This is a genomic window from Sphingomonas sp. BL-S-25 (genome assembly GCF_055521555.1).
Genome location: NZ_CM145486.1, coordinates 367,235 through 389,218 on the forward strand (window position 1 = coordinate 367,235; position 21,984 = coordinate 389,218).

General features: G+C 65.3%; 25 protein-coding genes. 8 read left to right on the top strand and 17 right to left on the bottom strand.

The features are described 5' to 3' along the window. The 3 genes from ACZ1H8_RS01850 (at position 1) to lptG (ending at position 4,353) form a co-directional block, all read left to right on the top strand. The gene (locus ACZ1H8_RS01850) at positions 1–1,932 is read left to right on the top strand and encodes an ATP-binding protein (RefSeq protein ID WP_465179712.1); all 1,932 of its coding nucleotides are present in this window, start codon (positions 1–3) and stop codon (positions 1,930–1,932) included. Between the two features lie 115 nt (positions 1,933–2,047). After that, positions 2,048–3,253 carry an LPS export ABC transporter permease LptF gene (gene lptF / locus ACZ1H8_RS01855; protein ID WP_465179714.1) on the top strand — a complete coding sequence of 402 codons (1,206 nt, stop codon included), beginning with the start codon at positions 2,048–2,050 and terminating at the stop codon, positions 3,251–3,253. Then, a complete protein-coding gene (gene lptG, locus ACZ1H8_RS01860) occupies positions 3,250–4,353 on the top strand; it encodes an LPS export ABC transporter permease LptG (RefSeq protein ID WP_465179716.1) in 1,104 nt (367 codons plus the stop codon). Before lptF ends, lptG begins: the two co-directional genes overlap by 4 nt. Here lptG and ACZ1H8_RS01865 read toward each other — a convergent pair. Further along, positions 4,337–4,615, bottom strand: a complete 279-nt coding sequence (locus tag ACZ1H8_RS01865; RefSeq protein WP_465179718.1) for a phosphotyrosine protein phosphatase — start codon at positions 4,613–4,615, stop codon at positions 4,337–4,339. The two genes, lptG and ACZ1H8_RS01865, sit on opposite strands and share 17 nt — an antisense overlap. 168 nt (positions 4,616–4,783) lie before the next feature. Continuing rightward, on the bottom strand, positions 4,784–5,878 hold the full coding sequence (locus ACZ1H8_RS01870) for a fatty acid desaturase family protein (RefSeq protein WP_465179720.1): 1,095 nt from the start codon (positions 5,876–5,878) through the stop codon (positions 4,784–4,786). Between the two features lie 140 nt (positions 5,879–6,018). Here ACZ1H8_RS01870 and ACZ1H8_RS01875 point away from each other — a divergent pair, with 140 nt between their 5' ends. After that, the gene (locus tag ACZ1H8_RS01875) at positions 6,019–7,176 is read left to right on the top strand and encodes a GNAT family protein (RefSeq protein ID WP_465179722.1); all 1,158 of its coding nucleotides are present in this window, start codon (positions 6,019–6,021) and stop codon (positions 7,174–7,176) included. Between the two features lie 116 nt (positions 7,177–7,292). Here the strand turns inward: ACZ1H8_RS01875 and ACZ1H8_RS01880 are convergent, their stop codons facing one another. The 7 genes from ACZ1H8_RS01880 to ACZ1H8_RS01910 all read right to left on the bottom strand — a co-directional run bounded on the left by ACZ1H8_RS01880 (position 7,293) and on the right by ACZ1H8_RS01910 (position 14,363). Beyond that, positions 7,293–7,553, bottom strand: coding sequence for a hypothetical protein (locus ACZ1H8_RS01880; RefSeq protein WP_465179724.1), 261 nt, complete (start codon positions 7,551–7,553; stop codon positions 7,293–7,295). A gap of 241 nt (positions 7,554–7,794) precedes the next feature. Further along, positions 7,795–8,568 carry an exodeoxyribonuclease III gene (gene xth / locus ACZ1H8_RS01885; RefSeq protein WP_465179726.1) on the bottom strand — a complete coding sequence of 258 codons (774 nt, stop codon included), beginning with the start codon at positions 8,566–8,568 and terminating at the stop codon, positions 7,795–7,797. Positions 8,569–8,578: 10 nt separating this feature from the next. Further along, positions 8,579–8,920, bottom strand: a complete 342-nt coding sequence (gene erpA / locus ACZ1H8_RS01890; protein ID WP_465179728.1) for an iron-sulfur cluster insertion protein ErpA — start codon at positions 8,918–8,920, stop codon at positions 8,579–8,581. 132 nt (positions 8,921–9,052) lie between these two features. Beyond that, entirely contained in the window at positions 9,053–10,240 is a 1,188-nt protein-coding gene (locus tag ACZ1H8_RS01895; RefSeq protein ID WP_465179730.1) for a M23 family metallopeptidase, read from the bottom strand. A gap of 121 nt (positions 10,241–10,361) precedes the next feature. After that, a complete protein-coding gene (locus ACZ1H8_RS01900; protein WP_465179732.1) occupies positions 10,362–11,156 on the bottom strand; it encodes a ferritin-like domain-containing protein in 795 nt (264 codons plus the stop codon). 13 nt (positions 11,157–11,169) lie between these two features. After that, the gene (locus ACZ1H8_RS01905) at positions 11,170–11,643 is read right to left on the bottom strand and encodes a peroxiredoxin (RefSeq protein ID WP_465179734.1); all 474 of its coding nucleotides are present in this window, start codon (positions 11,641–11,643) and stop codon (positions 11,170–11,172) included. Positions 11,644–11,645: 2 nt separating this feature from the next. Beyond that, positions 11,646–14,363 carry a bifunctional [glutamine synthetase] adenylyltransferase/[glutamine synthetase]-adenylyl-L-tyrosine phosphorylase gene (locus ACZ1H8_RS01910; RefSeq protein WP_465181316.1) on the bottom strand — a complete coding sequence of 906 codons (2,718 nt, stop codon included), beginning with the start codon at positions 14,361–14,363 and terminating at the stop codon, positions 11,646–11,648. Between the two features lie 41 nt (positions 14,364–14,404). Between ACZ1H8_RS01910 and ACZ1H8_RS01915 the strand changes: the two genes are divergently transcribed. Further along, on the top strand, positions 14,405–14,581 hold the full coding sequence (locus ACZ1H8_RS01915; RefSeq protein ID WP_181401946.1) for a hypothetical protein: 177 nt from the start codon (positions 14,405–14,407) through the stop codon (positions 14,579–14,581). A 99-nt stretch (positions 14,582–14,680) separates the two neighbouring features. Here ACZ1H8_RS01915 and ACZ1H8_RS01920 read toward each other — a convergent pair whose 3' ends face one another. From ACZ1H8_RS01920 to ACZ1H8_RS01930, 3 genes are all read right to left on the bottom strand, one after another. Next, positions 14,681–15,325, bottom strand: a complete 645-nt coding sequence (locus ACZ1H8_RS01920; protein WP_465179736.1) for a sigma-70 family RNA polymerase sigma factor — start codon at positions 15,323–15,325, stop codon at positions 14,681–14,683. 101 nt (positions 15,326–15,426) lie between these two features. Continuing rightward, positions 15,427–15,564, bottom strand: coding sequence for a hypothetical protein (locus ACZ1H8_RS01925; RefSeq protein ID WP_181401947.1), 138 nt, complete (start codon positions 15,562–15,564; stop codon positions 15,427–15,429). Positions 15,565–15,639: 75 nt separating this feature from the next. After that, positions 15,640–16,443: a response regulator gene (locus ACZ1H8_RS01930; protein ID WP_465179738.1), complete on the bottom strand. Its 804-nt coding sequence runs from the start codon at positions 16,441–16,443 to the stop codon at positions 15,640–15,642. A gap of 275 nt (positions 16,444–16,718) precedes the next feature. On the opposite strand from ACZ1H8_RS01930, the gene ACZ1H8_RS01935 reads away from it, so the two are divergent. From ACZ1H8_RS01935 to ACZ1H8_RS01945, 3 genes are all read left to right on the top strand, one after another. Next, positions 16,719–16,868, top strand: a complete 150-nt coding sequence (locus ACZ1H8_RS01935) for a NepR family anti-sigma factor (protein ID WP_219994587.1) — start codon at positions 16,719–16,721, stop codon at positions 16,866–16,868. 9 nt (positions 16,869–16,877) lie between these two features. Continuing rightward, the gene (locus ACZ1H8_RS01940) at positions 16,878–18,473 is read left to right on the top strand and encodes a sensor histidine kinase (protein WP_465179740.1); all 1,596 of its coding nucleotides are present in this window, start codon (positions 16,878–16,880) and stop codon (positions 18,471–18,473) included. 298 nt (positions 18,474–18,771) lie between these two features. Continuing rightward, a complete protein-coding gene (locus tag ACZ1H8_RS01945; RefSeq protein ID WP_465179742.1) occupies positions 18,772–18,906 on the top strand; it encodes an entericidin A/B family lipoprotein in 135 nt (44 codons plus the stop codon). A gap of 56 nt (positions 18,907–18,962) precedes the next feature. Here the strand turns inward: ACZ1H8_RS01945 and tatC are convergent, their stop codons facing one another. The 5 genes from tatC to ACZ1H8_RS01970 all read right to left on the bottom strand — a co-directional run bounded on the left by tatC (position 18,963) and on the right by ACZ1H8_RS01970 (position 21,980). Continuing rightward, positions 18,963–19,730: a twin-arginine translocase subunit TatC gene (tatC, locus tag ACZ1H8_RS01950; RefSeq protein ID WP_110154376.1), complete on the bottom strand. Its 768-nt coding sequence runs from the start codon at positions 19,728–19,730 to the stop codon at positions 18,963–18,965. Next, a complete protein-coding gene (gene tatB / locus ACZ1H8_RS01955) occupies positions 19,727–20,242 on the bottom strand; it encodes a Sec-independent protein translocase protein TatB (RefSeq protein WP_465179744.1) in 516 nt (171 codons plus the stop codon). The genes tatC and tatB overlap by 4 nt, the downstream gene beginning before the upstream one ends. Positions 20,243–20,310: 68 nt before the next feature. Further along, positions 20,311–20,544, bottom strand: a complete 234-nt coding sequence (locus ACZ1H8_RS01960; RefSeq protein WP_346245160.1) for a twin-arginine translocase TatA/TatE family subunit — start codon at positions 20,542–20,544, stop codon at positions 20,311–20,313. A gap of 93 nt (positions 20,545–20,637) precedes the next feature. Beyond that, positions 20,638–21,246, bottom strand: coding sequence for an SMC-Scp complex subunit ScpB (gene scpB, locus ACZ1H8_RS01965; RefSeq protein WP_465179745.1), 609 nt, complete (start codon positions 21,244–21,246; stop codon positions 20,638–20,640). Beyond that, a complete protein-coding gene (locus tag ACZ1H8_RS01970; protein ID WP_465179746.1) occupies positions 21,243–21,980 on the bottom strand; it encodes a segregation and condensation protein A in 738 nt (245 codons plus the stop codon). The genes scpB and ACZ1H8_RS01970 overlap by 4 nt, the downstream gene beginning before the upstream one ends. Positions 21,981–21,984 lie beyond the last annotated feature (4 nt).

Genomic DNA, 21,984 nt, shown 5'->3' on the forward strand with positions numbered 1-21,984 from the left:
ATGAGCGATGTCAGTGCAGTTCCTGAGGCAGTGGTCCAGAAGACCGACTGGCGCATGGTGCTGCTTGCCGTCATGGCGCTGGCCGGCATGGGCCTGCTGGTGCTTTTGCTCAACCTCCAGACCACCACCGATCGGGAGCGCGACGCAGCGCTGGATCGCCAGGCGCACACCTATGAGGTGATCATCCGGGCCGGCCAGGTCTCGATCGCCTCGGCCGAGGCGGAGGCACTGCTCGGCCGCTACGTGACCAGTGGCGAGGCATCGGTCGGGCGGCAATTCTCGGATCGGTGGTCGCGAGCGAGCGACCGGCTGAGCCGGCTGGAGGCTCAGCTTCGCGACGAGCCCGAACAGGCTGCCCGCGCCGCGCGCCTCAGAACCGCGTTTCAAGCGCGCAGCAACGAGCTTGCCCAGACGGTCGGCTATATCGTGCATGATCGCGGCCGCGACGCGCTGGGCAGCTATTACCAGTTCAGCGCAACCCAAGCGCGCGCCAGCATCGAGCGGCTGCTCGACGAAATCGTCACGACCGAACGCCAGCGGTTGCTCGCGCGCAAGGACCAATCGGCGGCGCTGCTCGCGCGCTCACACCTGGCCACCAATATCCTCGGCCTGTTCGGCCTGTTGGTCGTGGCGGGGGCGATCCTGCTCGGATGGCTGACGGTGCAGGCGGCCGCCGGACGCGACGAGGCGGAGACCGATGCCGATGCCGAGCGTATTCGCGCCGCCGAGCTGCAACAGGCGGTGGATGAGGCGACGGCGCAGCTCCGTCAGGAAATGCGGGAGCGCGAGCAGACCGAGGCTCAGCTTCGCCAGGCACAGAAGATGGAAGCGGTTGGCCAGCTGACGGGCGGCATCGCCCATGATTTCAACAATATGCTGGCGGTCGTGCTGGGTGGGCTGGAACTCGCCAAGCGCCACCTGCACACCGGCGGCAACGACGCCAACAAGCATATCGAGAATGCGATGGAGGGTGCCAACCGTGCCGCGGCACTGACGCGCCGGCTGCTCGCCTTCTCCCGCGAGGAAGTGCTTCTGCCAGCCGCGATCGAACCCAAGGTGGTGATCGCCGGCATGTCCGAACTGCTCGACCGGACGCTGGGGGACGCGATCGAGGTGACGACCAGCGACTCGGGACGCGGCTGGCGGATCTTCGTCGACAAGCACCAGCTTGAAAACGCCCTGCTCAACCTTGCGGTCAATGCAAGGGATGCGATGAATGGCCGCGGCGCGCTTCGCTTTCACACCGATGGTCGCCGGCTAGCGGAGAATGAGGTGGGCGAGTGTGCGGCGGGCGACTATGCCAGCATCTCGGTCACCGACACCGGCGGCGGCATGACTCCCCAGGTGCTGGAACGTGTCTTCGAGCCCTTCTTCACCACCAAGCCAGTCGGCAAGGGTACCGGCCTGGGTCTCAGCCAGATCTTCGGGTTCGTGCGCCAGTCGGGCGGCGAGATCGCAATCGACACGACACTCGGCGAAGGCACCACCGTCACGCTTTACCTGCCGCGCCACGAGGGCGAGGTAGTCCAGGAGACGCAAGAGACCGAGACGGTCGATGCCGAAGAGGTCGACATCGCGCTCGACATCATGGTCGTGGAGGATGATCCCCGCGTCCTGTCCGCGACGATGAGCGCGCTCACCGCGCTTGGTCATCGGCCGGTCGCGTGCGAGGACCCGCTGGAGGCGGAAGCCTGCCTCGACCGCATGCATCATGTCGACCTGATCCTGACCGACGTGCTGATGCCCGGCCGCACCGGTCCGGAAATGATCGCCGCGCTGAGCTCGCGCGTCGACGGGATTGCCGTGCTGTACGTGACGGGCTTTGCCGGCGAAGCGGACGGCGAAGCCTTTGGCGGCCATTCGGTACTGCGCAAACCCTTTACCATGGCAGCCCTGGCAAAGGCGGTGGTCGCCGCGGTCCAACGCATCTGAACGGCAGCGCAACTTTCGTGCTGACGCCCAATGGAACCGTGGGTATAGCCTTTGCGCTTACACCCGTCGGCTGCTCCGCCGGCTGCAACCCGATTAAAGGCCCCCGCCCAAGCGCATGAGTTTGATCGATCGCTATATGGCGCGGCTGATCGCGGTGCCGCTGATCTCGACGCTGATCATCGCGGCGATGCTGCTGGTCCTCGACCGCATGCTGAGGCTGTTCGACTTCGTCGCGACCGAGGGCGGTCCGGTGAGCGTGGTCTGGCGCATGCTCGCCAACCTGCTGCCCGAATATCTCGGCCTGGGCATCCCGATCGGGTTGCTGCTCGGCATCCTGCTGGCCTTCCGGCGCCTCGCGACTTCATCGGAGCTCGACGTGCTGCGCGCGGTCGGCATCAGCTACAACCGGATGCTCCGTGTCCCGTTCATGTATGCCTTCGCGCTGGCCGCGCTGAACCTGACGATCATCGGCTATATCCAGCCCGTCGCGCGCTATAATTACGAGGGGCTGCGCTTCGAGCTTCGCACCGGCGCGCTGGGCGCCTCGATCAAGGTCGGCGAGTTCACCAATTTCGGCAGCCGGATGACGCTGCGGATCGAGGACAGCAAGAACGAAGGGCGCGACCTGTCGGGCATCTTCGTCCACATGAAGACCAAGGATAATGGCTGGTATTCGGTCTCGGCCGAACGCGGCAAGTTCCTGCGCACCGACAATCCGGACGAGATCGTGTTTCAGCTGACCAATGGGACGCTGGTCCAGAAGACGAAGGATTCGCCGGTCCCGCGCGTCCTGACCTTCACCACGCACAATCTTCCGATCGCGCTTCCCAAATATGAGGCGTTCCGACAGCGTGGCGAGCGCAACCTGGAACTCACCCTGCCCGAGCTTGCGCGCATCGGCAGCGACCGTTCGGCGGCGGAGCCCCTGCGCGACTCCAGCCGCTCGGCATTCCATTTCCGCGTCACCGAAGTGCTGTCGATGTTCCTGCTGCCCTTCCTCGCGGCCGCGCTCGGCATCCCGCCCAAGCGCTCGACCTCGGCGCTCGGCGTGTTCCTGTCGATCGTGATGATCGTGACCTATTTCAAGGTCAGCGAATATGCCCAGGCATTCGGCAGCTTAGGCCGGATCGATCCGATCATCGCGCTGTGGGGGCCGTTCGCGATCTTCGCGGGACTCGTGTTCTGGCTCTATTATCAGCTTGCCTATGTGCCCGGCGGGCAACCGATCGGCGCGCTGGAGAAGATGTTCGCCAAGCTGATCAAGCTGGTTGCGAAGATCATTCCGATCCGCCGTCGCAAGCCGGGTGAGGCATCGGCATGACCAACCTGTTCAACTTTTTCCCGTCGCGCACCCTGTCGCTCTACATGGGAAAGATGTTCGTCATCCGGACGTTCGCGATCATGGCAGGGCTGGTGCTGATCCTCCAGTCGCTCGATCTGCTGAGCGAATCCGGCAAGATCCTCGCAGTGCCGGGCAATACCGACTCCGAAGTCTGGTGGTATGTCGGGCTGCGCGCGCCGCAGATCATCTCCACCTTCCTCCCCTTCTCGGTCCTGCTGGGCACGATCCTCACCCTGTCGCAGCTCAACCAGAACAGCGAAGTCATCGCGATGAAGGCGGCCGGCCTCTCGGCGCATCAGGTGCTGGCACCGCTGATCCTGGCAGGCCTTGGCGTCGCCGCCCTGTCCTTCACCTTCAACGACCGGATCGTTGCGCCAGCCACGGCCACGCTCGACGCCTGGAAGCGGGTGGAGTACGGCCCCCTGCCCGTCGATCGCGGCGATCGTCAGAATGTCTGGGTCCGCTCCGGCGACAGCCTGATCGAGGTCGACGATATCCGCGGACGTGGCGATGCGGCCAAGCTTACCGGCGTCACGGTCCATGAGCGCGACGACAAGCAGCGGCTGATCGGAATCACTACCGGCACGCACGGCGTACGCGACGGCGATGGCTGGCGCATCGACAATGCCCGTCGGTTCGACATCGCGACGGGCAAGTTTACCGATATCGGCACGACGATTGTCGGCCGCGGGGTTCGCACCGATCAGTTCACCCTGTCGAGCGTCAATGCCGACGGCCTGTCCTTCTCCGCCCTTTCGGCGGCGATCGACGATCTGAAGGAGGCCGGCCGCCCGACCGCGTCGCTGGAAGGCTCGCTGTGGCACAAGCTGTCCGGCCCGCTCTCGGCGGTGCTGATGCCGCTGCTCGGCGCAGTCGCCGCGTTCGGCATTGCACGGTCGGGCAAGCTGTTCGTCCGCGCGGTGATGGGGATGGCGCTCGGCTTCCTCTACTTCGTCTCGGACAATTTCGCGCTGGCGATGGGCAATCTCGGCGCCTATCCGCCGTTCCTGGCAGCCTGGGCACCATTCTTCCTGTTCCTGGCGATCGGCGAAGCGGTGCTGCTCAGGACAGAGGAATAGGGTCCGCAGCCTCCGCCGCCGGCGGAAGCGATGGAAGGTGCCGCGCCATTCGCGCGTGGAGCAGGTCGATCAGCGCCGGATCCATGAAGTCATAGTCGTCCGGGATGTCGAGGCAGACCAGGTGCTTTCCCCGCAGGTGACGCCCGAATGCCCGCTGGAGTTTGCGCCGGTGCTGGCGCTCCATCACCACGATCATGTCCGCCCATTCGAGATCCTCGGGCGTGACAGGATAATCGGCGCCCTGGTTCGTGCCGGCCGACATGACCTCGATATCGTCGCGCAGCGAGAAGATCTGCTCGGCCGTCGGGCTGCGCAGGCGGTTCTGGCTGCAGACGAACAGGTACCGCCTAACGGGACGCCTCCCATGACAGAAGGGGCCGCACCGACAGCGGTGCAGCCCCGTCCGAAGTTGCGATGACGTCGATGTGGATCAGCGGCGGTCGATCATCGTGCTGCGGACGATCTTGCCGACCAGCCCCGGCAGCCCCGGATAATTGCCCTTGTGATAGGGCGAGTCCGCATCGAGCGTCTTGACCAGGCGGCGATGTGCCTCGGCCAGGCCATGATAGGGCACACCCGGCAGCAGATGGTGCAGCGCGTGATAGCGCAGGCCCACCGGTGCCCACAGCATCGGCAGCAGCGCCGGCGGCGGCACGTTGACCGAGTCCAGATACTGGGCGGTCACCGTCATCGCCTCCCCGTCATTTTCCCACAGATGCGCGACCAGCGTGCGGACCTGGTTGATCAGCGTCGTGCCCGCGGCAACCGCCAGGAAGATCAGGAATGCCTTGAGCGGGATGATTCCGGTCGCGACCAGCGTCAGCAGCGTGATCGCCCACACGCTCGTCGCCGCTTCCATCACATGCCATTCGCGGCGGAATGCGCCTTCGGGATGGCGGCGGCGGAAGGCGGGATTGATGACCAGCCCCGAATATTCCTCAACCACCTTCTTGCGCAGCGACGGGATGACGACCGACAGCGGCGCCAGAACCGCATAGCGGAACAGCAGCGCGACCGGCGCCAGGATCGACACGATCACGAACACCGGCAGCGTCCAGGGCTTCATCAACGCCAGCGGCAGATATTCGGGGTCGTCGACCGTCCCATAGCGGGTACGGGCATGGTGGAGATTGTGCACGCCTTCATACATGAAGCTCGGCACCATCAGCGGCACGCCGATCAGCGCATTCCACGCGACGCGAAAGCCGGGCAGCGCCGAGGACTTCACATGGGTCAGCTCATGGATGAAGCTACCGGCGCGATAGAGTGCCAGCGCCGAGATCACGCCGGCCAGCACCGCCAGGCCGACCGACGGCAGCGTCATCGCCGCGAACAGCGCGCCATAGCCGATTGCGGCGGACAACAGCAGGTCGGTCCAGTAGATGGCAGGCCGCGGCGTATTGAGGTCGCGGCTGATCTCTGCTGCGGTACGCAGCAGCGTCCGATCGTCGGCGATGCGCGACGTCGCTGCCTTTGCAGGTGCAACCCCGGCGCTTCGCCGGTCGAGAGCGATCGATTGGTTCATGACAATGCTCATTGACCCGAGATAGTGGCTAGAGCGTGGCGATAACAGGGGGGCCCGGGTCCGCATTGTTCCGGATCAAACCGCTTGACAGCAACCGGCCCAGGATCGACTTCACGCCCTCCTCCTTCAGGGTCACCCTCATGGCCGACACGTCGCTCTCCATCATCCCGGTAACCGCCAAGGCCGATCGCAAGGCCTTTATCGAACTCCCCTATCGGCTCCACGCCAAGGATCCCAACTGGGTCCCGCCGCTGCGCAGCGATGTCGCCGGCACGATCGATCCGAAGAAGAATGGCTGGTTCAGCCATGCCGAGGCACAGTTGTTTATTGCGCGCCGCAACGGTCACGTCGTCGGGCGGATCTCCGCGCATATCGACCAACTCGCGCTGGAAATGCCGGCGGAACAGGGTTTCGGGCCGGGCACCGGCTTCTGGGGCATGTTCGACGCCGAGGACGAGACCATCGCCAAGGCGCTGATCGAGACCGCCGAAACTTGGCTGCGCGGCAAGGGCATGACCCAGGCGCTCGGCCCGGTCAGCCTGTCGATCTGGGAAGAGCCGGGACTGCTGGTGCGCGGGCACGACCATCCGCCGGCGGTGCTGATGGGCCACCACCCCGCCCATTATCAGGGTTGGATCGAGGGTTTGGGCTACGCAAAGGCCAAGTCGCTGCTCACCTACGAGCTCGACGTCACCCGCCAGTTCCCGCCGCTGATCCAGCGCATCGTCGCGTCGGGCGAGAAGAACCCGCGGATCCGCATCCGCGAGGTCGACAAGTCGCGCTTCGACGAGGAAGCGGAAGTCATCCTGGCAATCCTGAACGATGCCTGGTCGGACAATTGGGGCTTCGTCCCCCTGACCCAGCCCGAAGTCGACGATGTCGGCAAGAAGCTGAAGCCGCTGGTGTTCGGGGATCTGATCCGCATCGCCGAGCTGGATGGAGAGCCGGTTGCCTTCATGGTCACCCTGCCAGACCTGAACGAGCCGCTGAAGCCGCTGAACGGGTCACTGTTCCCGTTCGGCTGGGCCAAACTGCTGCTATGGCTTCGCAAGCCCAAGGCGCGCACCGCGCGCGTGCCGCTGATGGGCGTGGTGAAGCGCCTGCAAAGCTCGCGCATGGCGAGCCAGCTGGCCTTCATGATGATCGAATATATCCGCCGCGCCGCCGTCGCCAATTACGGCGCAAGTCGGGGCGAGATCGGCTGGGTGCTGGAAGATAATCAGGGCATGGTCGCGATTGCCGACGCAATCGATAGTCACGTCAACAAGGAATATGTGATCTATCGCAAGCCGCTGTGACGCGCGGTGACCCTCGGTGAAAGTAACGGTGCCGGCCCTCGGGGCACGAAGGTCCGGCACCGCCTTTCACAAGACGCCGCAACCCATGTTCATGGGCTGCGGCGTCAGGCGAAATCTCAGCGCTGCTGCTGTTCGTCGGTGACCGGGTCGAACCCATCTTCCTTGATCCACGCCTCACGGGTCTTGCAGAGCTTCGAGCGGATCCGCGAGCCGGTCAGCTCGGACATGACGCAGTAACGCGTCTCCTTTTTCTCGACCGCCTGCTTGTTGTAGCTGCGACCGGTCTCTTGCGCTGCAACCGGCGCGACCGAACCCAGCATGAGTGCGGCGGCGGCGCCAACGAAGGAAACCCGCCCGATCAGATGGCCTTTGCTCATGACATACTCCCTACGTTTTGAACCTCGGCAGACCGTCTTGGCCTGTACAATCTGCGTTGCATCAGCCGTGCCAAAATCGGTTCATCAATGATTTCAGGGAGTTAAGATCGGTAGCGAAACAGTACTATCGCCATAACACAGTAAATCACGCCACAAGATGGCGCGAGTCACCTTTCATCGGGCATTCAGGTCGAGCGGAAGCGGACACTGGTCGATTTTGCGCGCCGTCACGCGACGAAATTCAGCGCAGCACGACCCAGGTCGGTGCGTGATCGCTTGCCTTCTCACGACCGCGATATGCCTTGTCGACGCCCGCTCCCGTCATCCGGTCGGCCGCGATCGGGCTCAGCAGCAGATGATCGATGCGGAAGCCCGCGTCACGCTGCCATGCGCCCGCCTGATAATCCCAGAAGGTCCAGACGCCGCCGGCAGGGAAGCGGGTCCGCAGGCTGTCGGTCCATCCCTCCGCCAGCAACGTCCGATAGCGTTGACGGGATTCGGGCTGCATCAGCGCATCCTCGATCATCGCACGAACGGAGAAGGTGTCGTCGTCATTGGGGATGACGTTGTAATCGCCGGCCAACACCACCGGACGCTCTTCGGCCAGCAGCGCACCCGCGCGCTCGGCCAGCCGCTCCATCCATTTCAGCTTGTAATCGAACTTGGGCCCCGGCTGCGGATTGCCGTTGGGCAGGTAGATGGACGCGACCACCAGATCGCCGATCTCCACCTCGATATAACGGCTGTGCGCGTCTTCCGGGTCGCCGGCAAGGCCGCGCTGGCGCTCGACCGGAGGCTCGCCGCGCGAGAGCACGGCGACGCCATTGAACCCCTTCTGGCCGTGCCAGACACCGCGATAGCCCGCCGCTTCGATCTCCTTGATCGGCAGCGTCTCGTCCGAGCTCTTCAGCTCCTGAAGGCAGACAATGTCAGGCTTTTCTTCGTTCAGATATTCCACCAGACGCTCGAGACGCGCCTTGATGCCGTTGACATTGTAGGTGACGATGCGAGGCAAGGCGGTTCCTTCAGATCGAGAAACTGGTGCCGCACCCGCAACCCGAGGCTGCGTTGGGGTTCTGCACCGCGAAATGCGCGCCGCCCAGATTGTCGATGAAGTCGACACTGGCACCTCGCACCAGGTCGAGGCTGATCGAGTCGACGACGAGTTTCACGCCATCGGTCTCCACCACGCTGTCGTCACCCTCGATGCCGTCCGCGAGACCGAACTTGTATTGAAATCCGGAACAGCCGCCGCCCTCGACGGAAAGCCGAAGGATCGCAGGCTTGCCGGCTCGTGCCGAAATGGCCGCGACCCGCGCCGCGGCGGCCGGGGTAAGCCCGATCTCGGACTGGTCGATCGTCGTCATGCCGCCGAGATAGTGGGGCAAGCCCGCCGAGGCAATGGAGCGATGCCGCGTGGACCATCGTCCATGGAGGCCAAAATAAAAGGGGCCGCCTCGGTGGGCGGCCCCTTCTATCCTCTCCGCAAGCGGAAGCGGTTACTTGGCGCCGGACGGACCGCCCATGGCACCGGCGGTCCGACGATCCTGGATCGCCATCAGATACTCGCCATTCTGGAGGAAGGGGATCGGGTTGACCGCCTTGCCGTCCACGCGGACTTCGTAATGAAGGTGGCTGCCGGTCGAACGACCGGTCGAGCCCATCAGGCCGATCATCTGGCCACGACGGACGCGCGTGTTCGGCTCGACCAGGATCTTCGACAGGTGGCCGTAGCGGGTCTGGATGCCGCGACCGTGATTGACCTCGACCAGATTGCCATAGCCACCATAGCGACCCGAGCGGCCGATGACGCCATCGGCAGTCGCATAGATCGGCGTTCCCACGGCGCCCGGAATGTCGACGCCGGCATGCATCTTTGCGGTACCGACGAACGGATCGGAGCGGACGCCGAAGGTGCTGGTGAACTGGACATTCTCGACCGGCTGCATCGACGGGATCGAGATCACCGTCTGCTCGAGCGAGTCGAGACGGCGCCAGGTCTGGAACAGCGCGCGGAACTGGGCGTCGGCTTCGGCCGAAACACTGGCTTCGTCACCGTCCGAGGCCTCCAGCGGACCACCCATGCCGCCGGGGACCAGCTTGACGGTATAGCGATCGGGGTCGAGGCCGAGGCGCTCCATCTGCGCGGCGGTCTTGGCGTAGCGGGCTTCACCCATGGCGCGGGCCTGGACTGCCAGCGCGACCTGGCGCGCCTCGAGTTCGCGCAGCGGCGCGAGCACTTCCTCGGTCAGCGCGCTGGTCTTGAAGCTGAACGGCGCAACCGCCTGGGACAGCTTGTTGCGATCGGCCGTTCCGGTGGCGACCGCCTTGATCATTTCCTGACGCTGCTCGACCCGGGCAGCATAGGCCTTGGCGGCCTGCTTTGCCGCTTCCACATCGGCCTGCATCGCCTCGACCTTCAGGCGCATCTGCTCGACCTGCGCCTCGGCGGAGCCCGCTTCGGCCCCGATGCCGCTCATCGACGCGACGCCGACCATCGCCTGGGCTACGCCGTAAGAGGAGAAGATCAGCGCGACACCGGCAGCGCCAGCCAGCATGGCCTGGGTCCGGCCTGCGATCGAGAAGCGACGAAGGTCGCGGCCGTCGTGAAAGATGAAGTCCCTGGTCGTGAAGAAGCTGCGGAACCGGGAACCCAGCGTCGCGTTCTTGATGATAGAAGCGTTCAAAATGATTCCCCGGCAACCCGAAAAGGCGTTTCGCCGGACAGGAAATCCGACGCTCGACCTCTAGTTCATCGTCTCGCTGCAGCCCCACCGCCTCGCGACGACGATCATGTGCTTTATTCGGTCATCCGTCCGCAAGGCTGAGATAGTAATCCCGCGTCAAACCGGCAGAGTCGCGCGCTGAGTCGTTGAACGGCGGCTTAATGGCACCGGCGAAGTAGCGGCCGACTAGGGCTTTCCACGTAGATTTTGGGTGCAGATTCGCGGACTTGCACGCTGATTCGAACCAGCGTGTTCCGGCCCGCACATGGTGGATTTCGTCGTTCAGGATTCGGGTCAGGATGCTCGCCGTTGCGGCATCGCCGACGGCCGAGAACCGCTCGATAGTGACCGGTGTCACATCCAGCCCGCGCGCCTCCAGTACCATCGGGACCACGGCCAGCCGGCCCAATACATCCTCCCGCGTCGCGGCCGCAGCGTCCCACAATCCGTCATGCGCGGGAAGGTCGCCGTACCGCGTCCCGAACTGCCGCAATCGCCGGTCGAGCAGCGCGAAATGGATCGCCTCGTCCCCGCCGACGCGCACCCAGTCATCGGCAAACGCGCGTGGGAAGCCGGCTCCGAACCGCCCCGCCAGATCGAATGCCAGGTCGATGGCGGCAAACTCGATATGCGCCAGTGCATGGATCAGCGCGATCCTGCCGCGCTCGGACCCGCCCTTCCCGCGCCGCGGCATGCGGTTCGGCGGCAGGAGCTCGGGTACGTCTGGTCGCGCCGGACGATCGGGCATCGCCACGTCGAACCGGTGTTCGAGGCGTCCCAGCCGCCAGTCGCGCGCCGCAGCGCGCGCGGCCTTGACCTTCTCGCGAGGCTCGGCCGTCAACAAGACCGTTCGACAGGCTTCGGCCAGACTGGTCAAGCGACGCCCTGCCTCACGCCGCCGGAAGCGCGCGCGCAGCCTCCAGCACGGCTTCGGCATGACCGGGGACACGCACCTTGCGCCATGCACGGACCAGCACGCCCGACGCGTCGAACAGGAAGGTCGACCGGTCGATCCCCATATAGCGCTTGCCGTACAACTGCTTCTCGACCCAGACGCCGAACGCGGCCAACGCCTGATCGTCAATATCGGTCGCCAGCGGCACAGCCAGTTCGTACTTGGCGATGAACTTCTGGTGCCGCGCCGGCGAATCCTTCGACACGCCGAGCACCCGCGCGTCGAGCGCCGCGAATTCGGGCATCAGCGCCGAGAAATCCTGTGCCTCGCGGGTGCAGCCGCTCGTATCGTCCTTGGGATAGAAATACAGCACGAGCGGGCGCCCGACATAATCGGCAAGCGCGATCGTCCCGCCCTCGCTGTCCTGCAGCGTGACTGCCGGAATCCGGTCGCCTTCCTCAATCGCCATGTCTAACCCTTTTCACGCGCGCGGATCGCGCTCCAGCATGCGCCGACCTCCTGCCGCACGCGATCGAGTTCCGCAATAACCGCGTCCCAGTCCGCCACGCCCACCGCCCGCGCGACCAACGGTCGTGTCGCCGGCGCCGGTGGCTGACTGTCGGGCGCGACCAGGCGCAGCGTGACCAGCAGGCGCGAGAGAAAGTCATGCGCCTCGCCCATCGGCGCAGGCAACAACCCCTCCCCGACCAGCGCGTCGATCGCCCGCCGCAGCTGCGTGTCGAACCCACGACGATGGGCAAGCTGAAGGGCGTGCACCGCAAATTCCAGATCGACCAGGCCACCATCGAGCAGCTTCGCATCGAGCGGCCCCTTGGCGGGCTTGTGCGACGCCATCTCGGCGCGCATGCCCGCGGCATCTGCGATCACGTCGCGTTGCGGACGGCGCCCGCCAAGCACGTCGGCGATGACGGCCTCGACCGCGGATCGCGCCTCGGGCGATCCGAACACCGGCCGGGCACGGGTCAGCGCCATATGCTCCCAGGTCCAGGCGTCTTCCTGCTGGTATCGCCGGAACGCCTCGAGCGAGACCGACAATGGCCCTTGCGCCCCCGACGGCCGCAGCCGGGTATCGACATCGTAGAGCGGGCCGGAGGCGGTCGGGACCGATAGCGCCGCCGTGACGCGCTGGCTCAGCCGGTTGTAATAGGTCACCGCGCCGAGCGGCTTCGGCCCGTCGCTTTCGGCCATATAGTCGCCGGTAAACAGATAGATGAGGTCGAGGTCGGAGGCATGCGTCAGCGCCTCGCCACCCAGCCGGCCGAGCGCCAGAATGACCAGCTCGCTCTGCGGAACCACGCCGTGCGCTGCCCGAAACTCGGCGATCGCGGCACGCGCCAGCACGTCGATTGCCGCTTCCGCCACGCGCGCATAACCGGCCGACACCACCAGCGGATCGCTGGTGCCCGCAATGATCTGCGTTCCCAGTGCGAAACGTTTCTCGTTGACCAGTCGCCGAACATGATCGAGCTGCCACTGATAATCGCCGCCCCGCTCGCGTGCTTCCATGTCGAAGGCAAGCTCGGCGATGCCAGCGACCGGCTTGAGCGCGGTCGCATCGATCAGACCATCGAGCAGCTCCGCGCGGCGGCCGAGCTGATCCGCCAGTGCGGGCGCATGGCACAGGATCGAACCGAGCAATCGCGCCAGCGCCGGCTGCGCTTCGAGCAGGCGGAAGAAGTTGATCGCGCTGGGCAGCCGCGCCAGCATCGCGTCGAACCGCGCAATCGCATGCGCGGGATCCGGCGCCTCTCCGAACGCGGCGACCAGTCCAGGCAGCACTGCCTCCAGCGCTTCGCGCGCAGCGGTCGTCCGCAACGCCGGATAGTTGCCGCTGCGCCAGCCTTCGATCAGGCGCATGGCATTGGCCGGATCGTGAAACCCCGCACCGCTCAGTTTCGCCTCGAGCGTATCGGTATCGCCCGACAGCCGCTCGCCCCCCTCGTCGGCCAGCCCGTCATAGATCCGCCCGACCCGCTCCACCTGCGGCTGCAGCAGGTCGATCAGCGCCTGGGCATTTTCCAGGCCGTGCAGCGCGGCGACGTTGGCCAGCGCATCACCGTCCGAGGGCAGGCTGTGCGTCTGCCGATCGTCGACCATCTGCAACCGGTGCTCGACGGTGCGCAGCAGGCAATAGGCGCCGCCGAGCGCCTCCGCCTCGTCGTCCGCGATCCAGCCGGCGTCGGACAGGGCGGTCAGCGCGTCGCGGGTCGCTGGCGCGCGCAAGGCGGCGTCGCGGCCACCATGAATCAGCTGATGAATCTGGGCGAAGAACTCGACCTCGCGGATCCCGCCGCGACCGCGTTTCAGGTCATAGCCGGGGCCGAATTGCTGTCCTTGCGCATGATGGTCGCGGATGCGGCGGGAAATGTCGCGAATCTCGCGGATCGTCCCGAAATCGAGCGCCCGGCGCCACACGAAAGGGCGGATCGCTGCCAGAAACTCGCGGCCCAGCGAAAGGTCGCCGCTCGCGGCGCGGGCGCGAATGAACGCCGCGCGTTCCCAGGGCAGCGCCTGCGATTCATAATAGGAGATTGCAGCCTCGACCGGCAGCACGATCGGCGTGACTTCGGGCGAGGGCCGCAGTCGCAGATCGACGCGCAGCACATAACCATCGGCGTCACGCGCTTGAAGCAGTTCGACCACACGTCGGCCGATCCGCACTGCCGCCTCCCCCGGCTCCTCGCGCGGACGAATCGGCAGGGTCGCGGGATCGAAGATCAGGATAGGATCGATGTCGGACGAATAGTTGAGTTCGCGGCTGCCCTGTTTGCCGAGCGCAATTGCCGCGAAACCGCGCGGCTCTGCATCGGGCGTCCGCTCGGCGATCGCAGTGCGGATCGCCCGATCGACCGCCTCGTCCGCGAAGTCGGTAAGCAACCGAGTCACCCGGGTCAGGTCGTAGCGCCCGGACAGATCTCCCAGCGCGACCAGCAGCGCGAGCCGGCGGCGTTCCAGGCGCAGCATCTTCCCCATGGGCAGATCGCCGTCGACGCGCGCGGCAGCGACAGGGTCGGCCAGCGCGCGCTCCAGCCCGGAAACCAGTTCGGGCTCGCGGTCGATCAGATGCGCCAGGAACGGCGCATGATCGCGCGCGCGTTGGATCGCGTCCTCCAGCGACGTCGCCTCCGGCCGATCGATCCTGTCCAACGCGTTACTCCGATTTAACATTGCCCGAGAAACAAAAGCGAACATCACCCGTTTTTAGCTGCATGACACAGCACCCGTCCAACCGCGAAGAATCGCTGCCCGTCTACCGGGTCGAGGCACCGCGTGAGGGCGATGCCATCGGCAAGGCGCTGCGCAACCTGTATGATCGGGACAATGTGCTGCCCGACGATATGGCTCGACTGCTGATGCGGCTGAATGGAGCGACCACGCTGCAGTGACGCTATCGGTCGTATTCGCGGCCACCTTCGACGAAGAGCATCCCAAACGAAAAATGCCCCGGCGATCACCGGGGCATTTTCATATCCAGGAACGGGAGCTTAGCGCTCGCGGCTGAGGTCGTCGACTTCGCCCATGATCGTGTCGAGCGCGCTCTTCCCCTGCGGATTGGCCGGATGCGCCGCCCGCGAGGGAAGCTGGCCTTCGCTCAGCAACTGCTCCAGCGCCACGCGTCCACGGGCAACCCGGCTCTTGATCGTGCCGACCGCCACGCCGCAAATCTCGGCAGCTTCCTCATAGGCGAACCCGCCTGCGCCAACCAGGATCAGCGCCTCGCGCTGCGGCTGCGGCAGGTGCAGCAAGGCGCGCTGCATGTCGGAAAGCTCGACGTGCCGGTCCTGGCTGGCGGGTGCCGCCAGGATCTTGTCGGCGACCAGGTCGTCCCACTCACCCTTGAAGCGCGCGCGGCGCATCTGTGAGAGATACAGGTTGCGAAGGATGATGAAGGTCCAGGCGCGCATGTTTGTTCCGGCCTGGAAGCGCTTGCGCGCCGCCCATGCCTTCAGCAGCGTTTCCTGCACCAGATCGTCGGCAGTATCGCGATTGCCGGACAAGGAACGTCCGAACGCGCGCAGATGGGGGATGACGACCGCCAGCTGCTTCTTGAACTCGGGATCCGAGAGCGAGACATGCTCGACCGGAAGCGTGTTCTCGCCCGAATCGTCCGGGCTGTCAGTTTCGGTCATTCGTTCCCGTTCAGTTGTGCGTACCGGAATGCGGTCATCGGTAAAGATAGGGCGCGGTGCCGCGCTTGCCAATTGCATCGATCAGTCCCCCCTGCCCTGATTCAGACGTAAAGGATGATGATGTAGGCGATGATGACCAGCAACAGACCGATGCCCAGCACGTAACGTGTCACGTGCGGGGTGGCCCCTGCCCGGGCTTCGTCGGTCTCTACATGGATCGGTTTTTCGTTCTCAGCCATGCACGGTAAACCCACGAAAACCGTTTTGGGTCCGTACCATATGGAACCCGCCTCGATTTTTCGTGGGGTCTACGCTCAGCCGTTTACCGGCACGGTTGCCTGATCGAAGAACAGCGCCTGGGCTATGGTCGTCTTCACCGTCTCGCGCTGGAACGGCTTGGTGATCAGGAAGGTCGGCTCAGGACGCTCGCCGGTCAGCAGACGCTCGGGGAAGGCAGTGATGAAGATCACCGGCACCGAGAATTCCGCCAGGATGTCCTTGACCGCATCGATACCCGAACTGTCGTCGGCAAGCTGGATGTCCGCCAGCACCAGGCCCGGACGCTCTTCCATCGCCAGCGCGACGGCTTCATCGCGGGTCACGGCGACGCCGGTAACCTCATGACCCATGTCGCGAACGATGGTCTCCAGGTCCATCGCGATCAGCGGCTCGTCCTCGATCACCAGTACGCGGGTGCGCGTCTGCGACTCGATCTCCGCAATCGCGTCGGCGACCAGGCCGTTCACATCGCCGGCATCGGTACCGATCAGGAATCCGGTATCCTCGATGCTGAACCCCTCCATCGCGGTCAGCAACAGCGCCTGACGCGACAGCGGCGCCAGCCGGGCGAGACGCTTGCGCGCGATCGCCTCGGGCTCGGTCGGGCTCTCGCTGCCCGAATCCTGTTCTTCGAGATGGGTGGTCTGCCAGATCGCCTGGAACGTGCGGTAGAGGCCCAGACGCGGTTCGATATCGCGCGGGAATTGATCGGGGGCGGCGACGATCGCCTCGAGCGACGCCCGAACATAACGATCGCCCTCGACCTGGCTGCCCGTGAGTGCGCGCGCATAGCGGCGAAGGAATGGAAGGTGCGGCGCGAGTTGCTGACCAAGCGACATAATCGATCGTTTCTCCCTCGGAACGTTCCGGTATTTCGCGCCGGCGTCCCGCTTTTGCAATGGTTCCTGCGCGCCGAAAGATCCTGCCCCCCGGAAATCGCATCGCCTGTGGAACAAACGAACCGCTCTTTGGTTTCATGGGCAGTACCGCAATGTGCGGCGTCGCAACCGCAGGGCTCTTGCTTCCTGCGGCATTATTTATATTTTCCGCCCGCCTGAGTGCGGTGGTCGAACAAATTTTGTCCGGGGGAATGGTGCGTTCCGCAAATGATCCAATGACGAAGACGCCAGACGGAAAAAAAGGCGGAGCGGACGGCAATCGTACCGGCAAGGTGGTCGGCGATGCGCTGCGCGAAGCCTATGACGAAGCGATCGGCGAGGCGATCCCGGCCGAAATGCTGGAACTGCTCAAGCAGCTCGACTAGCATCGACCAATGACAGGCGCCGATCAGAAGCCGCTGGGCACCGCGCCGGCGGACGCGCCTTCGCAACCTCAACTCCTCTCCAGATTTCCGACCGGGGCCAAGGTTTTCCTGATCCTGGTCGCATCGCTCCTGCCGCTTGCGGTGATCGCGATGCTCACCAACCTGCGCACCACCCGGTTCGCCGATGCCGAGGCACAGGCCAGGCTCGGCGCCGCCGCCCAGGAGAGCTCCAGCGCGCTCGCGACGACACTGGCCAACCATGTCGTCGAACTTCGCGAGGGACTTGGCGCGCTAGAGCGCAACCCGAATGACGCGCCGAGTTGCACCCGCGTCGCCGGTGCGCTTGCCGCCTATTCCGAGACCGGGACCCGCTTTTCCATCGTCGATGCGACCGGCACCGTCCTGTGCGGACGACGGCTGAATCTCGGCTCGTTCGCCCAGCCTCGCCCAGGCGAAGTCCGTCCGACGGTCACCGGCGACGGTCTGGCGCTGCGCGTCGGCGGCGCATCCGGGACAAACGCAACGGTCTTCTATCCCGCAGTAGCGCTTGCGCAGCTGGCGCAGCCCAGCGGCTTCGTCCCCGATTATGGCTCTGCGCTGGTCCTGGAAGACGGGGAGCGGCTCACGCTGCGCGCTCTGTCCAAGGACAACCGGGTGGTGCGCCACGAGACTGCGCGCACCGAACTCGGCATCGAGGGCCTGTACCTTCAGATGACGATGCCAGGCGCGCCGATCACCGTCCCCCTGCTCGTCGCGACCGCGCTCCTGATCATGATGTGGCTGGCCGCCGCCGCGATCGGCTGGTTCGTCGTCGATCGGCTGCTGATCCGCCCGCTCCGCCGGCTGCGCCGCATCGTTCGCGACTATCAGCCGGGCGAGGTGATCGACCCGACCATCTACGGCCAGTTCCCGGCCGCGGAAATCCGCGAACTGGGCGACACCTTCCGCGACATCAGCCGCACCGTCCAGGCGCACGAGGCCGACCTGGCAGAGGGGCTGGTCCGCCAGACCCGCCTGACCCGCGAAGTGCACCACCGGGTGAAGAACAACCTCCAGGTGATCGCCAGCCTGATCAACTTCCACGCCCGCGGGGCCAAGAGCGTCGAGGCGACCCAGGCCTATGCGTCGATCCAGCGCCGGGTTGACGCGCTGGCCGTGGTCCACCGCCACCATTATGCCGAGATGGAGGAAACACGCGGGCTGGAACTGCGGTCGGTGATCGGCGAACTCGCGTCGAACATTCGCGCGACTGCGCCCGACCGGACGGCGCCGCTCGGCATCACTCTCGAGGTTGAGCCGTTCCTGGTGACCCAGGACACCGCCGTCGCGGTGTCCTTCCTGCTGACCGAATTGATCGAACTGGCGATGAGCTGCAATCCCGCCGCCCAGATCCGCATCTCGATGAAAGGCCTGCCCGAGGGCAATCGCGCGACGCTGCGTGTCGTGTCACCCGCGCTCGTCGACAGCCCCGAGCTCGCGCTGCTGCTCGAAAACCGCTACTCGCGCGTCATGACCGGCCTCGCCCGACAGCTGCGGACCCAGCTTCACCATGATCCGCTATCGGGCGCATATGAGACCAGCATCGCCGTGACTGGGAAGCCGTGATTTTCCCAGCGTCGGGATGCTCGATAATTTTTGAAGATTCTTCGCCAGCCTTGGAACCCCGATCCGGTTTGCCCGTTTTGATCTTCGGATAGCGACCTTTTGCCCCCCCGCTCTCGCTATCCAAGACATGGGCCCGGAAGCGTCAACCCTCCCCCCCCCGGTGGCGCTTCCGGGCCTACACTTTTTCAGACCCCCACAACATCGACGAGCCATCTGGATTACGATCGGCTGCGGAACGATTCCGCGTGCCGGGCTTTTTTCCGAGGACCGTTTCGGTACGGCTCAATGGAGACTGGAAATGCGCAAGATCCTCACCCTCGCCGCGCTCGGCTGCGCGCTCGCGATCTCGGCCTGCAACACCATCGAAGGCGTCGGCCGCGATGTCTCGTCGGCGGGCGACACGGTCGCCAACACTGCGGCAGACGCCAAGTAAGGCAGTCGCCATCGATGAAAACAGAAACCCCTCCGGCGACGGAGGGGTTTTTCATGTCAGGACTGGGCCGCTTCCTTCTCGGCCTGCTTCGCCTCGCGCCGCCGCGTGAACCAGATCGCGAACAGCGCCAGGAAATACAGCGCGCACAGCGGCACGGCGAGCAGCAGTTGCGAGCCGACATCGGGCGGGGTCAGCACCGCGGACAGCGCGAAGGCACCCACCACGGCATAGCGCCAAGCGCCCTTCAGCTGCTCATAGGTCACGATCCCGGCCCTCTCGAGCAGCATCAGCAGCACCGGCAGCAGGAACGACAGCCCGAAGCCGAAGATGAACTGCATCACGAACTTCAGATAGCTGTTCACATCGGGCAGCGCCTGCTGCGTCACGCCGCCCAGGTCGCCCTGGAACGCCAGCAGGAACTTCAGCGCCACCGGAATGGCGATGAAATAGGCCATCGACGCGCCCCCGATGAACAGCACCGGCGTCGCAAGCAGGAACGGGAACAGCGCCCGCTTTTCCTTGCGGTAAAGGCCCGGCGCGACGAACTGCCACAACTGGTTGGCAATGACCGGAAAGGCGATCATCAGCGCGGCGAAGAACGCCACCTTGATCTCGACGAGGAAGCCACCGAACACCTCGGTATTGATGATCGTCAGCTGCCCCGCCGCCTTCAGCGGAGCAACGAGCACGCTCAGGATCCCGCGCGCGAAATACAGGCAGCCGGCAAAAGCGATCACGATCGCCGCGACCGACCAGAGCAACCGGCGGCGCAGTTCGATCAGATGATCGAGCAGCGGCGCCTGGGTATCGTCGAGTTCCTTCACGACTGCGCCTTTGCCTTGGGTGCATCCGGATCGGCTTCGGATTGCGCGGTGTCGAGGACGTTGTGCGGAATGCTGTCCTCCAGCGACACACCCTTGTCGAGCGCGATCGGCGCAGGCGCCGGTTCAGGCTCGGGCGCCGCGACGATCGCCTTGGGCTCCGCCGTCGGCGCGGGCTCGTCCCTGAACTCGGGCTGTTCGACCAGCACCGGCTCGGCCGACTGATCGTTCAGCGCCTGCTGCTCGGGTGCGAGATAGGGCTGCGGCAGCGCGGGTTCGGGCGGATGCTCGCGCATGATCCGCTCATTCTCGGCTGCCCATTGCTTCTGCAGCTCTTCCAGCTCCGATTCGCGGATCATCGTGTCGATGCCGCTGCGGAACTGGCGCGCGACGCCGCGCGCGCGACCGATCCACTTGCCGGCGACACGCATCGCCTTTGGAAGATCCTTGGGGCCAATCACCACGAGCGCCACGACGGCCACCAACAGCAATTCGGTAGGCGCGACGTCCAACATCGAGGGCTGCTATCCGATCAACTGAAAAACAACGCCGCGCCGGTCATGCCCCGCTCGGCGGAAAACGCTTACTGCTTCTCGGCAGTCCGCACGGATTCCTGCTCGACACCCGGTGCCGGAGCAGCCTTGCCTTCGATCTGGGTCGGCGCGACCGGCTTGTCGTCGTCCTCGGCCATGCCCTTCTTGAACTGCTTGATGCCCTTGGCGACGTCACCCATCATGTTGGAGAAACGCGATCCGCCGAACAGCAGGATCACGAGGACGCCAACGATCAACCAGTGCATGAGGCTCATACTGCCCATGGGAATTCTCCTCGATTCAAGGCCTATTTAGGCCCCTGCCCCCGATCCAGCAATGGCGGTATGATTGCGCACCGCCCCCGGAACGGGCGGGCCCTATTCGTCCTCTGTTACAATTTCGCTTTCGGACTCGTTCTGGTCGCCTTCTGCAAGGTCCAGCGATTCGAATGCCAGGTCGACCGGATCCAGCAGGCCGGCGGCCCGCAGGTCGTCGATTCCCGGCAGGTCGCGGCGGCTCGTCAGCCCGAAATGCGTGAGGAAACCCGAGGTCGTGGCATAGGTCAGCGGCCGCCCGGGCACTTCGCGGCGGCCGGCCGGACGCACCCATCCCGACTCCATCAGCACGTCGATCGTGCCCTTCGAGATCTGGACGCCGCGGATCGATTCGATTTCCGCCCGCGTCACCGGCTCGTGATAGGCGATGATCGCCAGCGTCTCGATGCCGGCGCGGCTCAGCTTGCGATTTTCCTCACGATTGCGGCGCAGCAGATGCGCCAGGTCGGCCGCGGTCTGGAAATGCCAGCGATCGCCGCGGCGGACCAGCTCGATCCCGCGCCCGGCATAGAGCCGCTCGACCTCGCTCACCCCGCGGCGGACATCGGCCTCCGCGCCGACATGCGCGCGAATTTCGTCCAGCGTCATCGGATGCTCGGAGGCGAACAGCACCGCCTCGACGGCGCGGACGAGGTCATCGGGCGGCGTCATGCCTCACGCCCCCTCAGATACAGCGGCGCAAAGGGCGATTTCTGGCGCAATTCGAGCTTTCCCTGCCGCGCCAGCTCGAGTGCCGCGACGAAGGACGATGCCAGCGCCGACTTGCGATAGGTGCCGCTTGCCCCCTCCGGCAGGAACGTCTCGATGCTGCTCCAGTCGATCCGGCTGCCCACCAGCCGCCCGACCCGCTCGATCGCCTCGTCCAGCGTCATCACGTCGCGCTGCGCGACGATGTGCATCACGGGGCGGGTCCGCGCGCTGATCCGGCCATAGGCTGCAATCAGGTCGAAGATCTCGACCTCCCAGCGCGCCTTGCGCAGCACTCGCAGTCCCTCCGGCGCGCCGCGCAGGAACACGTCGCGCCCGGTGCGATCGCGCGCCACCAGCCGCGCGCCCGCCTCGCGCATCGCGTTCAGCCGCTCCAGCCGCAATTGCAGGCGCAGCGCCAGTTCCTCCGGACTCGGCGTTTCCTCGGGATTGCGCGGCAGCAGCAGCGCCGATTTGAGATAGGCCAGCCACGCCGCCATCACGAGATAGTCGGCGGCCAGTTCCAGCTTCAGCGCCCGCGCCTCGTTCACGAAGCTCAGATATTGTTCGACCAGGTCGAGGATCGAGATCTGGCGCAGATCGACCTTCTGGTTACGCGCCAGCGTCAGCAACAGGTCGAGCGGCCCTTCCCAGCCGTCGATATCGATCTTGAGCGTGTCCGACGCTTCCCCTGTCATCGTC